Origin of the sequence: Brevundimonas sp., from assembly GCF_024711105.1 — a bacterium.
GTDB lineage: Bacteria > Pseudomonadota > Alphaproteobacteria > Caulobacterales > Caulobacteraceae > Brevundimonas.
In genome coordinates this window covers 1-12,367 of the sequence record NZ_JANJTL010000030.1, presented here as the reverse complement: position 1 = coordinate 12,367, position 12,367 = coordinate 1, and the positions used below count along the sequence as shown (strand labels likewise).

The 12,367-nt window shown below is 69.2% G+C and carries 16 protein-coding genes; 7 read left to right on the top strand and 9 right to left on the bottom strand.

Going from position 1 to position 12,367, the window contains the following annotated elements:
- The coding region (locus Q0M60_RS01895) for a YmdB family metallophosphoesterase (protein ID WP_296815223.1) at positions 1 to 250 on the top strand (250 nt) is incomplete at its 5' end.
- On the opposite strand, the gene chrA is transcribed toward Q0M60_RS01895, so the two are convergent.
- The 7 genes from chrA to Q0M60_RS01860 all read right to left on the bottom strand — a co-directional run bounded on the left by chrA (position 247) and on the right by Q0M60_RS01860 (position 6,920).
- The gene (gene chrA / locus Q0M60_RS01890; protein WP_296815221.1) at positions 247 to 1,470 is read right to left on the bottom strand and encodes a chromate efflux transporter; all 1,224 of its coding nucleotides are present in this window, start codon (positions 1,468 to 1,470) and stop codon (positions 247 to 249) included. The genes Q0M60_RS01895 and chrA overlap by 4 nt on opposite strands.
- 121 nt (positions 1,471 to 1,591) lie before the next feature.
- A complete protein-coding gene (locus Q0M60_RS01885; protein ID WP_296815219.1) occupies positions 1,592 to 2,371 on the bottom strand; it encodes a sulfite exporter TauE/SafE family protein in 780 nt (259 codons plus the stop codon).
- A 49-nt stretch (positions 2,372 to 2,420) separates the two neighbouring features.
- The gene (locus Q0M60_RS01880; protein ID WP_296815217.1) at positions 2,421 to 2,831 is read right to left on the bottom strand and encodes an Rrf2 family transcriptional regulator; all 411 of its coding nucleotides are present in this window, start codon (positions 2,829 to 2,831) and stop codon (positions 2,421 to 2,423) included.
- 37 nt (positions 2,832 to 2,868) lie between these two features.
- Positions 2,869 to 4,236: an alginate export family protein gene (locus Q0M60_RS01875; RefSeq protein WP_296815215.1), complete on the bottom strand. Its 1,368-nt coding sequence runs from the start codon at positions 4,234 to 4,236 to the stop codon at positions 2,869 to 2,871.
- Positions 4,237 to 4,323: 87 nt separating this feature from the next.
- Positions 4,324 to 5,817 carry an amidohydrolase family protein gene (locus tag Q0M60_RS01870; RefSeq protein ID WP_296815213.1) on the bottom strand — a complete coding sequence of 498 codons (1,494 nt, stop codon included), beginning with the start codon at positions 5,815 to 5,817 and terminating at the stop codon, positions 4,324 to 4,326.
- Between the two features lie 69 nt (positions 5,818 to 5,886).
- Positions 5,887 to 6,417, bottom strand: a complete 531-nt coding sequence (gene ppa, locus Q0M60_RS01865; RefSeq protein ID WP_296815226.1) for an inorganic diphosphatase — start codon at positions 6,415 to 6,417, stop codon at positions 5,887 to 5,889.
- 320 nt (positions 6,418 to 6,737) lie between these two features.
- Entirely contained in the window at positions 6,738 to 6,920 is a 183-nt protein-coding gene (locus Q0M60_RS01860) for a hypothetical protein (RefSeq protein ID WP_296815210.1), read from the bottom strand.
- A 123-nt stretch (positions 6,921 to 7,043) separates the two neighbouring features.
- Between Q0M60_RS01860 and Q0M60_RS01855 the strand changes: the two genes are divergently transcribed.
- Genes Q0M60_RS01855 through Q0M60_RS01840 form a run of 4 tightly spaced genes read left to right on the top strand, consistent with a single transcriptional unit; the run spans position 7,044 to position 9,623 of the window.
- Positions 7,044 to 7,817 carry a YebC/PmpR family DNA-binding transcriptional regulator gene (locus Q0M60_RS01855; protein WP_296815207.1) on the top strand — a complete coding sequence of 258 codons (774 nt, stop codon included), beginning with the start codon at positions 7,044 to 7,046 and terminating at the stop codon, positions 7,815 to 7,817.
- Between the two features lie 8 nt (positions 7,818 to 7,825).
- Complete coding sequence (locus tag Q0M60_RS01850) at positions 7,826 to 8,155, top strand: hypothetical protein (RefSeq protein WP_296815205.1); 330 nt, start codon at positions 7,826 to 7,828, stop codon at positions 8,153 to 8,155.
- Between the two features lie 38 nt (positions 8,156 to 8,193).
- On the top strand, positions 8,194 to 8,874 hold the full coding sequence (locus Q0M60_RS01845) for an MgtC/SapB family protein (protein ID WP_296815202.1): 681 nt from the start codon (positions 8,194 to 8,196) through the stop codon (positions 8,872 to 8,874).
- Between the two features lie 59 nt (positions 8,875 to 8,933).
- Positions 8,934 to 9,623, top strand: a complete 690-nt coding sequence (locus Q0M60_RS01840) for an MgtC/SapB family protein (protein ID WP_296815199.1) — start codon at positions 8,934 to 8,936, stop codon at positions 9,621 to 9,623.
- Between the two features lie 109 nt (positions 9,624 to 9,732).
- On the opposite strand, the gene Q0M60_RS01835 is transcribed toward Q0M60_RS01840, so the two are convergent.
- Both Q0M60_RS01835 and Q0M60_RS01830 read right to left on the bottom strand, forming a co-directional pair.
- Positions 9,733 to 10,935: an MFS transporter gene (locus tag Q0M60_RS01835; protein ID WP_296815197.1), complete on the bottom strand. Its 1,203-nt coding sequence runs from the start codon at positions 10,933 to 10,935 to the stop codon at positions 9,733 to 9,735.
- Entirely contained in the window at positions 10,928 to 11,335 is a 408-nt protein-coding gene (locus tag Q0M60_RS01830) for a MarR family winged helix-turn-helix transcriptional regulator (RefSeq protein ID WP_296815195.1), read from the bottom strand. The genes Q0M60_RS01835 and Q0M60_RS01830 overlap by 8 nt, the downstream gene beginning before the upstream one ends.
- A gap of 107 nt (positions 11,336 to 11,442) precedes the next feature.
- On the opposite strand from Q0M60_RS01830, the gene ruvC reads away from it, so the two are divergent.
- On the top strand, positions 11,443 to 11,943 hold the full coding sequence (ruvC, locus tag Q0M60_RS01825; RefSeq protein WP_296815193.1) for a crossover junction endodeoxyribonuclease RuvC: 501 nt from the start codon (positions 11,443 to 11,445) through the stop codon (positions 11,941 to 11,943).
- Positions 11,940 to 12,367, top strand: a 428-nt coding sequence (gene ruvA / locus Q0M60_RS01820) for a Holliday junction branch migration protein RuvA (RefSeq protein WP_296815191.1), incomplete at its 3' end; no start/stop codon positions are given. The genes ruvC and ruvA, both read left to right, overlap by 4 nt.

The following is a 12,367-nucleotide window of genomic DNA, read 5'->3' as shown; positions in this document are numbered from 1 at the left end:
GCCGGGCGGCACCGCCTACCAGACCGACGCGGGCGCCTGCGCCGACTACGACTCCGTCATCGGCAACGACAAGGAAGAGCCGCTGCGGCGCTTCACCACCCGTCTGTCCGGCGGCCGCTACATCCCGGCCTCGGGCCCGGCCACCGTGTGCGGCGTGATGGTCGAAACCGACGACCGCACGGGCCTGGCCGTCCGCATCGAGCCGATCCGCGTCGGCGGCCGGCTGAAGGCGACGGTGCCCGAGGTCTAGGCGAGCAGCGCCGCACCCACGCAGCCCGCCGCGATCAGGACCACCGGCGTGGCGATCCGCGCCTTCCAGCGCCAGATGACGGCGAGCGCCGCCAGCAGGACGGCGGCCAGCACCAGCCGGTCCTCGTTCCCGGCGAGCAGACCCCAGGTCAGCTGCAGGGCGGTGGCGGCGATCAGCCCGACCACGGCCGCAGCCACACCCTCGAGCAGGGCGTGCAGGCGCGCGTTCTCCAGCACCGCCTCAAGCCGGTCATAGAAGATGAGAGAAAAGGCGAAGGCGGGCAGGAATATGCCAGCCGTGATGGCCAGCGCGCCGGGAAACCCGCCGGCGACGTAGCCGACGAAGGTGGCGAAGATGATCAGGGGCGCGGGCAGCACCCCTGACAGGGCCAAGCCGTCCAGGAACTGGCCGTCGCCCGTCCACCCCTGGCGCACCGCGTCCTCGCGCAGGAAGGGGATGGCCGTATAGGCGCCCCCGAAGGTCAGCAGCCCCGCCTTCAGCCCCGCCAAGAGCAGCCAGGGCCAGGCGACATCGCCGGGCTCCGTCACCACCCGGGCCACGAACTCCGGTGCCGTGGGCGGGGGCGCCTGCAGTCCCAGCCACAGGGCCGCTGCGAGCGCCAGGGCCGCCGCCAGCACGGCGAAGCCGGGCCGCCTGGCCTTGACCAGCGCATAGACGATCCCGCCCGCCGGCAGAGCCAGCCAGAAGCTGACGCCGAGCAGCGCCGCCAGGCCGGACACGCCCGCGATCACCCACAGCCATCGGTCGGTCAGCACGTGCGACCCGATCCGCGGCACGGCCCGGACGATGAGGCCGAGCACCGCCGCCTGCACGCCGAGCAGGGCCGCCCCCACCCAGCCGCGCTCGAAATCGATCCGGAAATAGAGCCAGGACAGCAGCAGCATGAGCAGCAGGCCCGGCAGCATGAAGCCGAGCCCGGCCAGCACGCCGCCCAGGCGGCCCTTGGCCCGCATGCCCAGGTGCACGCACAGTTCGTGCGCCTCGGGCCCCGGCAGCACCTGCATCACCGCCAGCAACCGATTGAACCGTTGCGGCGAGATCCACCGCTCCCGCTCGACCAGCTCGTGCTTGATCATGGCGATCTGGGCCACCGGACCGCCGAAGGCCAGCAGGCCGAACCTCAGGAAGCGGAGGAACAGGCCGGCGTACGACAGCCGTGGCGGTTGCGGCTCGCGTGACGTGGTCGCTTCCTGGGTCATGACATCGCTCCTGGCCGCGCGAGCGCGGGGTCAGAGCGGGACTTGGGCGACCATCGCCTCCACCGGGCGCCCGCGCCGGCCCGGAAACCAACTCCTAGCAGACCGCGCACGGCCCGCCAGCCTAGAGCCAGCCGACCAGCCTCGCCGTCTGATAGCCGGCGATCAGCACCACCAGGATCCCGACGGCGAAGGTCAGCGGCCGGATCGGCACGATCCGGACCACATAGCCCGCCAGCGGCGCGGCCAGCAGCCCCCCGATGATCAGGCCGCCGACGGCCCAGGCGTGCTCCACGATCCCCTCCGCCTCCTGCCAGTGGCCCGTCAGCAGGGCCGCCAGGAAGGTCGCCGAGATGGCGGAGGTGACGAAGAACTCCGCCGCATTGGCGGTGCCGATGGACTTGCGCGTGTCGTCGCCCGAGCCGACCAGGGTGGTGGTCACAGACGGACCCCAGCCCCCGCCGCCCACGGCGTCGAAGAAGCCTCCGAACAGGCCCAGCCCTGGCGCCACCTTCCACGGGAAGGCCCGCACCGGCCGCGCGCCGCGCCACGCCCGCCACAGGATCACCAGACCCATGATCGCTAGATAGCCGGTGATCCAGGGCTTGATCACATTGCCGTCAATGGAGGTGAGGACGAAGGCCCCGAGGATGCCGCCGACCACCCCGCCGAGCGCCAGAGGCCCGAACAGCTTCCAGTTCACGTTCTTGTTGACCGCGTGCGACCCGGCGGACGCGGCGGTGGTGAAGACCTCGGCGGCGTGCACGCTGGCTGACGCCGTGGCCGGCGGAACTCCGAACGAAAGCAATACGGTCGACGAGATCACGCCATAGGCCATGCCCAGCGATCCATCGACGATCTGGGCAAGAAATCCGACGACGGCGAACAGCAGCAGGTCTTCCATTGTGTCCTCCACGAAAGCGAGCCTAGAGGACGTCCGAATATCTACTGCGTCAATAGACTTTTCCGTGAGCCAGCGTCCAGCTTTCCAGGACGGCCGCCACGGCGTTTCGGCTCGCAATCAGCGCCGGCCTCAGGCGGCAGGTCTCCATGTCAGGACAGGTCGAGCAGCGGCCCGGCGCGGTGACCGAAGCGCAGGGCGCGAGCGCCAGCGGCCCGTCGATCACACGAATGACATCTGCGACGCTGATCTGGTTGGCGGGCCGAGACAGCGCATAGCCGCCCGCGCGGCCGCGCCGGCTGACCAGCAGGCCTGCGCGATTGAGTTCCAGCAGGATGGCCTCGAGGAACTTCCGCGGCGCGTCCGTCGTCTCCGCCAGAGTCCCGATGGAAGCCGAGGCCGGCGCGATCTCCGCCAGATGCATGAGGGCGCGAAGCGCGTACCTCGCCTTGTTCGACAGCATGGCGGTTGATGGCCTGTCCGGCGGACCGCCGCAAGCCTCAGAAGGTGCGGGTGATGTCCACATAGCCGTAGACGGTGTCGCCCTGTCCGGTCGCGTTCGGCGCCTGGTCCAGGAACCGGCCGTTTACGAGCACCGCCCCGCCGAACTCCAGGCGCAGGACGCTCGGATAAATCCAGTAGCGTGCGCGTGCCTCGACCTGGTGGCCGGCGAACCGTCCCGAGGTTCCTGACACGTCACGGACACCAGTGTTAGCGAAGGCGTCGCGCGCCTCGTCCAGCCAGAGTGCGCGATAGAAGACGAAGCCGTCCCAGCGGTCGTCAGGGCGCACCTCGACGCGGATTCCCGGAGAGCTGATGTTCGACCGGCCGAGCGGACCGTAGATGCCTGTCGGTCCAAAATCGGGACGACGCGGGCCGTACAGGCTGTCGAACCGGTTCACGGCATCGTCGGCAGGGGTCTTGTCGCCGCTTGCGAAATCGTACTCGAAGGCAAGCCGCGGTGTCCAAAGACCGCCGAAGGATCGGCCAGCCTCCAGGTGCGCATAGGCTGCTTCTACCTCTAGGTCAGTCACGTCGGCGGGCGAAGCGCTGGCGCGGCTGGAGCCGTTCTGGAAGCCGACCTCGATTTCAAAGTCCCACGCCAAGGCGGCTGGATTCCGATAGAGGCGTCCTCCGTAGGTCGTCAGATCGCGGTTGCGCGTCGGCCGATCGAAGGCGTCGTCCTCGCGCAGTCCGACGACGAACACCTCCGCGATGGCCGAGCCTGGCAGGCCGCCTTCACTGAGGAACACACCCCACAAGGTCAGATCCGGACTTTCCAGATCCCACGCGACCTCGTTGTCGAGCAACGCCGGACGATTCTCCGGCAGCCGCGTCTGCGGCAGGGTGTAGAAGGCGAGCAGTCCGCTATCGCCCCGGCTCCAGCGCAGGGCCGCGCCCGTGAACGCGTTGGTCGTGTTGCGGAAGTTGTTGGCTCCGACAAGCCGGCGCGATCCTGCGTCAAGCTTGAATCGTCCGATCTGAACGGAGGCTTGGGAGCCGTCGCCCAGCCTGTCGCCGAAGTCCGCCGCCACATAGGCCTGAATCAACTCCAGCGCATTGACCTCGCCGGTGCTGATCCCGCTGCCGAGATCGGCGCCGTAGGCGCGGGCGTCGTGGAGCTCCGCACCGACGCGCAATGGACTGAAATCCAGTTCGGCGAAGAGGGTCGTGCGGATCGAGACCAACTGGTCCGAGCCGGTGAGGCCGGGGCGATACTGGCCATCTAGCATCTCGTACCGCGCCCGAACCGACCCACTGACCGTCAATCGCTCGGGCTCGCCGATCGCGTCCTGAAGAGTCCACGGCTGGTCCTGGACCAATCCAGCGGCGTGCAGGGCCAAAGCCAATCCCAGTGCGCCCGACATGCCGCCCTCCGCCGTAAGAGGGGCAGTAGGGCTAATTAATACCTATTTGGCAAGTAGAGTTTTTGTGATCCAGCGACGTGGGTGACTTCACCCCTTGGCCACATAGCCATACCGCCGGTTCGACGGCGTCGCGCCCTTGGCCAGATAATCCGCCTTGATCGCCGCGAACCGGTCGACGCCCAGCGCGGCCTGCGTCCGCGGCACGTCCAGACCGTACAGCCGCGCGTTGTTGCCGCCGAAGATGGCGCTCTTCACCGGCGCGTCGGCGGCCCCCAGCGGGGCGAAGCCGTAAGCGGTCTGCATGTCCTCGGGGATCTCCAGCCGGCGCAGGCCCTCGATCTGCCACTGCGGACTGCCGGTCCAGACGGCGTCGGTGCCCCAGCAGACCTTGTCGTGGCCGAGCCCCCTGATCAGGGTCCCCATGATGGCCGCGCACATCCGCGGCTGGGCGATCAGGGTCTGGGCGAAGATCTGGCCGAGGTCGGCATGGACGTTCGAAACCCCGTGCGCCGCGGGAATCTCCGCTAGGTCCGTGACCCACTCGATGCGGCCCGTCCGCTCGAATTCGGCCAGCGCCCAGTCCGGGTCATCCAGCCGATAGGCCGCGTGGTAGATGACGAAGTTGAGCTGCGGCCAGTCGCGCGCCGCCTTGGCCACGTCGCGCACGTCGGCATAGGGCGACAGGTGCGGGAACCGCTCCGCGGTCGCCCGGCCCCACAGGCCCTTGTGCACGCAGACGGTGGTGACGCCCGCAGCCAGCATCCGTTCGTAGCCCGGATACATCACCGTCTCGTCGTCCATCCGCCACGGGTACGCCGACGTCTCCTTGTGGGTGTTGTCGCCGACCGTATAGCCCTTGACCGAGTCCGGCCCCAGTTCGAGCGCCGCGTCCAGTTCGTCCAGCCAGCCGGGCGCGCCTGGCCGCATGATGGCGTGGGCCATCATCCGGGTGGTCCCGGACTGTTCGTTCACCCGCTGGCGCGCCTCGGCCATCTGCTGGTTGGTCAGGAACCAGTCCTCGGGGATGTCCGACGGCGCGGAGGAGATCAGGGCGATCTTGGTGTCGGAGTCGAGGTAGATTTCCTTGAAATAGTTGTCGAACTTCAGGTGCTCGATGGTCTGTTCGCCGGACGCCGACAGCTGCGGGTTCCAGCCGCGCTGGATCACCGATTCCCGCAAGCGCACGAAGCTGGTCAGCCGCGTGTCGTCGCGCAGGAAGTGGGTATGCATGTCCATGATGAACTGGTCGCGCAGCCCCTCGCTGCGCTCCTGCGCCAGTCCCAAGTCCGAGGCCTCGGCCGCCGAGACCTCGAACATCGGCCCGAATGCGCCGTTGAGCGCCGCGAAGCCCGCCGCCATGCCCGACGCCGTCTGGAAGAACCGCCGCCGGCTCATGCCCAGCCTCGGCGCCGCCTCGTCGGCGAACGCATAGAGCCGCGCCTGGACCTCGCGTTGCTTCTCGGTCTGGCCGGTGGGCGCATATTCCTCGGACGACACCATCCGCACCGGCAGGGGCGTCCGGGGCTCCGTCTCCTCGGCGCGGGCGAGCGCCCGCATCTCGTCGTCGGACAGGAAACGCATGGCGACCTCCCTCTAGCGGCGGAGGTCGAGCCTAGCAGTCGTCCGCCGCGGCCGGGGATGAAATCTGCGTCAGGCTTTGCGGGCCCGCTCGATGCCCTCGAGGATCAGGCGGTGCGCCTCGGCCTTGTCGCCCCAGCGCAGGATCTTCACCCATTTGCCGGGCTCCAGGTCCTTGTAGTGGCTGAAGAAGTGCTCGATCTGCCTGACGGTGATGTCCGGCAGGTCGCCGATTTCCTCGACGCCGGCGTAACGCGCCGTCAGCGAGGCCGAAGGGACGGCGATGATCTTCTCGTCCTCGCCGGCGTTGTCCTCCATCACCAGCACGCCGATCGGCTTCACGCTCATGATGGCGCCCGGGATGATGGCGCGGGTGTTGGCCACGAGCACGTCGCAGGGATCGCCGTCGCCCGACAGGGTGCCCGGGATGAAGCCGTAATTCCCGGGGTAGCGCATCGGCGTGTAGAGGAACCGGTCGACGACCAGGGCGCCAGACGCCTTGTCCATCTCGTACTTGATCGGCTCGCCGCCGATGGGGACCTCGATCACCACATTAACGTCGTGGGGCGGGTTCGAGCCGAGCGAAATGGCGTCCAGGCGCATGGTCATACTTCCTTTGGCCGCGAGGGGAGGGCGGCCGGGGCGGCCTTCTAGGCGAGGCGCGCCTCCGAGAGAAGGGCGCCAACGGTCCAAATCCGGCGTCGAGCCGGTGCGAACGCACCTATCGCAACCTGGGAGAGTGCTGACTTCATGCGGGAAACTCGCGCGTCGCCCGCTGTTTCTCCCCGGCTGCCCGAACGGGCCTAGACTGAAGCCGTCTTTGACATCGTCCAGGATCGCCGCTCACGACCCTGTCGCCCTGTCGCCCTGTCGCCCTGTCGCCCTGTCGCCCTGTCGCCCTGTCGCCCTGTCGCCCTGTCGCTTCAGTCGCGGATACGCCCCGTCAGCGCCAGAACGCCCACGGCCGTCAGCACGCCGAGCGCAAAGGCCGTGACCACGGCGCCGGAGGCCTGGGCCAGGCTCAGGCTCATCGGCTCGGGCTCGTACCAGTGGACGATCTCCATATCGTCGTCGCTGTCGTCGAGGATCACGTCTTCGTCGGCCATCGCAGGTCTCCGGTCTCGCCTGACAAGCGCCCGCGCGCAGCCGAGGTTCCGCCGGATGACACCCGCGCGCCCGTGCGCTAGATGCGCCCACGCCTTTTCGTCGGGGAGTTCCGAAGTCGACCCATGGCCGGCCACTCTAAGTTCAAGAACATCATGCACCGCAAGGGACGCGCAGACGCCGCGCGCTCCAAGCTGTTCTCGCGCCTCAGCCGCGAAATCACCGTGGCGGCCAAGTCCGGTCTGCCCGATCCGGCCATGAACCCGCGCCTGCGCCTGGCGGTGAACAACGCCAAGGCCGAGTCCATGCCCAAGGAGAACATCGACCGGGCGATCAAGAAGGCCTCGGGCGGGGAGGCCGACCTGATGGAGGAAATCCGTTACGAGGGCCGCGGCCCCGGCGGCGTCGGGATCATTGTCGAGGTGCTGACCGATAACCGCAACCGCGCCGGCGCCAACGTCCGGGCCGCCTTCTCCAAGCACGGCGGGGCGCTGGGCGAGAGCAACTCGGTCGCCTTCATGTGGGACCGGGTCGGCCAGATCACCTACCCCGCCGAGGCGGGCTCGGAGGACGCCGTCATGGAGGCCGCCATCGAGGCCGGCGCCCAGGACGTCGAGAGCGACCTGGTCAAGCCCGACATCTACGAGGACGCGCCAGGCCACACCATCTGGACCGCCTTCGAGGACCTCAACGAGGTCGCCGAGGCCATGTCCAAGGTGCTGGGCGACCCGAAGTCGACCGCCATCGTCTGGAAGCCCCAGGCTCTGACCCCGGTCGAAGGCGACCAGGTCGGGACCCTGATGAAGCTGATCGACGCGCTCGAGGCGGACGACGACGTTCAGCAGGTCTACACCTCGGCCGACATCTCCGATGAGGACGCGGCCAAATATGCGGGCTGAGCCCTGACATGAGCGAGGGGCCGACCTCCGGACCGCGGCCTCACGGGCTGTCGGAGCGCGGCTGGCGGCTCCTCGGTTTGGCGATCTGGGGCGGCGTCGTGGCCGTTGGCGTCTTCGGCGCGGCGCTGATGGCGCTGAGCTGGCGCGAGGCGGCGCTCCCGCCGCTCGGCCTGCCCGAGCTGGAACTGCCGGAACTCGAGATCCCCGATGTCGGCGCCATCAGGCTTGAGGCGGAGGACGAGCCTCCGGCCAAGCCGGGGCCGGTGCCGGAGGGCATGTCCAGGGCCGACGCCATCCCCGAGGCGCAGCCGGTACAGCCCGAACGCCTCGAAGACTGAGGCCTGCAACCTCGGCCGTGGCCGGTCGTTCAGCCAGCATGCCTGAGTTCGTCTGGCCCATAGTCGGCGCCGTGCTCGCCGGCGGCCTTATCGGCCTTGAACGCGAGTGGCGCGGAAGGCCTGCGGGCTTTCGGACCCACATCCTGGTGTGCCTCGCCTCGACGCTTCTCATGTACGCTTCGGTGACCCAGGGGGACTGGCGTTTCACCGTCCTTCCCGGCCAGGAGATCATCGCCGATCCGGCCCGCATGGCGCACGGCGTCCTCACGGGCATCGGCTTCCTCTGCGCCGGGGTGATCTTCCGGACCGGCTTTTCGATCCACGGCCTGACCACAGCCGCATCGTTGTGGATGTCGGCGGCGCTCGGCCTGCTGTTCGGAGCGGGCCTCCTCGCCCTGGCGGTGACCGGAACCGCCGCGACGTTGGCCATCCTGGTCGCCCTCCGGGTGATCAGCCGTGCGGTGCCGACCACCACCCTGATCGACGTCACGATCAGCTGGCCCGCTCACGGCCCACGCGCGGACCGGGCCGCCCTCGAGGTTCTCCGCCGGTACGACGCCGACCTGCGCAGCGACTCCCACGGCCTGAGCGAGCGCGGCAAGTTGCGCACACGGACCTTCCGCCTGCGGGCGACCGAAATGCGGCTGGGCGAGGTCGCCGACGAGCTGGCCGCCATCGAGGGTCTCACAGGCTTCGATCTGGATCCGCGCGACGACTGACGCCGGGGATTCCCTCCCTTCGCAACAGGTCTAGTCTCGTTCGTTCACGGAGCGATTCGATGATCGACGCCAACATCTGGGGCCCGACGCTGGGGGCCATCATCGCCTCCGGCGTCATCGGGGCCGAGCGCACCTACAACGGCCATCCCGCGGGGTTCCGGACCCACATCCTGGTGGGCCTGGCGTCGTGCGTCCTGATGCTGGCGGCGATGCATCAGAACAGCTGGGCCTTCGTGGCCCTCCCCGAGCAGACAATCGTCATCGACCCGACCCGGATGGCGCACGGCATCCTGACCGGAATCGGCTTCCTCTGCGCCGGGGTGATCTTCCGCAAGGGCTTCTCGGTCCACGGCCTGACCACCGCGGCCTCGCTGTGGCTGACCTCGGCGATCGGGGTCCTGTTCGGCGTCGGCATGCTGGAGCTGGCGTTGCTGGCCTGCGTGGCCACGCTTGCCGTGCTGGGTCTGCTGCGCCTCGTTGACGCCCAGCTGCCGAACCTCGCGACCGTGGACGTGACCCTGCATTGGGACGGGGCCGCGGCTCCCGACGAGCCCGCCCTGCGCGTGCTGATGCGCGAGTTCGGCCTGAAGACCATGCGCATCGGCCACGACGTCTCGGACGGCGACCGCCGGCACATCCACAAGGTCAAGGTGCGCGGCCAGGCTCCGCTGAGGGTCGAGCCTCTGATCGCGCGGCTGAAGGTCGAGCCCGGCCTGCACGGTTTCAACATCACACCGCACGACGACTAGAAGCAGTAGGCCGCCACGTTCTGGAGCCAGAGCACCGCGCCCTTCTGCGTCCACAGCAACGCGCCTGCGGCGATGAGCGCCGCCACGCCCGCGAGGATCAGCCAGCGCCTCATGCCGGCTGCGTCCTCAGCGACTCCTGCCGCACCGGCAGGTTGGCCAGCGCCGCCATGACCGCCAGGCCGATCGAGGCGATCCACACCGCGTCGTAGGAGCCCAGCACGGTGAAGGCCAGGCCCGCCAGCCAGGCGCCGACAAAGGCGCCGACCTGGTGGCTGAGGAAGACGATGCCGCCCAGCGCCGACAGGTTCCGGACCCCGTAGATCTGCGCCACCAGTCCGTTGGTCAGCGGCACGGTCCCCAGCCACAGGAAGCCGAAGGCGGCCGCGAAGATCAGGACGCTGGTCGTGGTGATCGGAAAGAACAGCAGGCCCGCGATGGCCACGCCCCGTAGTGCATAGAGCAGCGCCAGCAGGTGCTTCTTGGACCCGCGCGAGCCCCAGGCGCCCCAGGCCGCCGAGCCGAGGATGTTGAACAGGCCGATCAGGGCCAGGCAGGCCGCGCCCACGCCCGCCGACAGCCCCTCGTCCCGCAGGAAGGCCGGCAGGTGGGTGCCGACGAAGGCGATATGGAAGCCGCAGACGAAGAAGCCGAGGTTGAGCAGCCAGAAGGAGGGATGCGCGCCCGCCTCCGCCAGCGCTTCCTTGAGCGGCGGGCCGTCGGCTGCGCCAGCGCCCTCCGGCTTGCCCTTCAGGCCGATGGCCAGCGGCAGGATCAGCACGATCAAGCCGGCCAGCAGCCACAGGGCGATCCGCCAGTCGAAGGCGTCGATGAAGACCTGCGCCAACGGGACCACCAGGAACTGTCCCAGCGACCCGCCGGCCGTGACGATGCCGAAGGCCAAGGTCCGCTTGTGCGGCGGCGCGATCCGCCCGACCGCGCCCAGCACCACCACGAAGGTCGCGCCGGCCATGGCCAGGCCGACCATTACGCCGAAGCCCAGCATCAACCCCATGAAGTCGGCCGCGACCGCCGCCACGGCCAGGCCGAGCAGATAGAGCAGTCCGCCGCCCGCGATGACCTTGCCGGCCCCGTGCCGGTCGGCCCAGGCTCCCACGAAGGGCTGGGCCAGGCCGAACAGCAGGTTCTGCACCGCCACCGCCAGACCGAAGGACTCGCGTCCAATCTGCAGGTCCGGCCCCATCGGCGGCAGGAACAGGCCGAACGCCTGGCGCACGCCCATCGACAGGGTGACGACCGCCGCCCCGGCCAGGATCATGGTCCAGGCGCGGGCCGAGAGCTTTTCCTCAGACACGCGTCTCGATCTCCTGCAGCAGGTCGACCAGAGCCCGCGCCCGGGGGCCCAGAGCTTTGTCCACCCGTCCTTGCGCCTCGCGCCAGGCGGGCAGGGCGCGGACCAGCTTGAACATGCCGGCGTCGGAGATGCTCAGCCGCTGGCCTTCGCGAGCGGTCTCGGCCTCAATCCAGCCCTCGCGGATCATCGGCCGCAGGGTGCGCCACAGGCCGCTCTTCTCATGCGCCGTCTCGCGCGCCAGTTCACCCAGCATCGGCTTGTCCAGCCGCGACAAGGTGCGCAGGATGGCGAACTGGGTCACCGTCAGGCCGAACGGCTCCAGCGCCTCGTCATAGACCCGGCTGAGCGCGCGCGACGCGCGTCGGAGGCGTCCGCAGACGCAGGGCTCGTGAGCTTCCATTGCATATGCAAAGCACGCCGACGTTGCATATGCAACAGCGGTGCCGATGCTTGGTCCGGCGACCCGGTCATTGTTCGCTAACCCGGTTTCGGGCAGAACAGGAACGAATGGCGAACCAGGCGACTCGCATCCTCGGGCTCGATCCCGGCCTCCGGCGCACCGGCTGGGGCGTCGTGGTGGTCGACGGCGCGCGCCTGTCCTGGGTCGCGCACGGCGTCATCGCGCCGGACGACAAGGCGCCGATGGCCGAGCGGTTGCTGCATCTCGTCGACGAAGTGACCCACCTGTGTCGCAGCCACGCCTGCGACGAGGCCGCAGTCGAGGAGGTCTTCGTCAACGCCAATCCGGCCTCGACACTGAAACTCGGCCAGGCGCGCGGCGCGGTGATGATCGGCCCCGCCCGCGCCGGCGTTCCGGTCAGCGAATACGCTCCGAACCTGATCAAGAAGGCGGTGGTGGGGGCCGGCCACGCCGACAAGGCCCAGATCGCCTTCATGATCCGCCGGCTGCTGCCCCAGGCCGGGGAAGTCACGGCCGACGCGGCGGATGCGCTGGCGGTGGCCATCACCCACGCGCACCACCGCCGCATCAAGGGGCTGGCCGCATGATCGGGCGACTGCACGGGATCCTGGCCGAGACGGGGGAAGCCGAGTGCCTGATCGACGCGGGAGGGGTCGGTTACGTGGTCCACTGCGGCGCGCGGACCCTGTCGCGCCTGCCCGCGCTGGGCGACGAGCTGACCCTGTTCATCGACACACAGTGGAGCCAGGAGCAGGGGCCGCGCCTCTATGGTTTCCTGGCGCGGGACGAGCGCCGCGCCTTCAACGCCCTGATCACCATCCAGGGCGTTGGCCCGAAGGCGGCGCTCGGCGTGCTGGACGTGCTCGGCCCGGCCGAACTCGCCGCGGCCGTGGCGCGCGAGGACAAGGCCGCCGTCGCTCGCGCCAATGGGGTGGGGCCCAAGCTGGCCCAGCGCATCGTCATCGAACTGAAGGGCAAGACGCTGGGCGAGGTCACCTTCTCCCCGGCGGG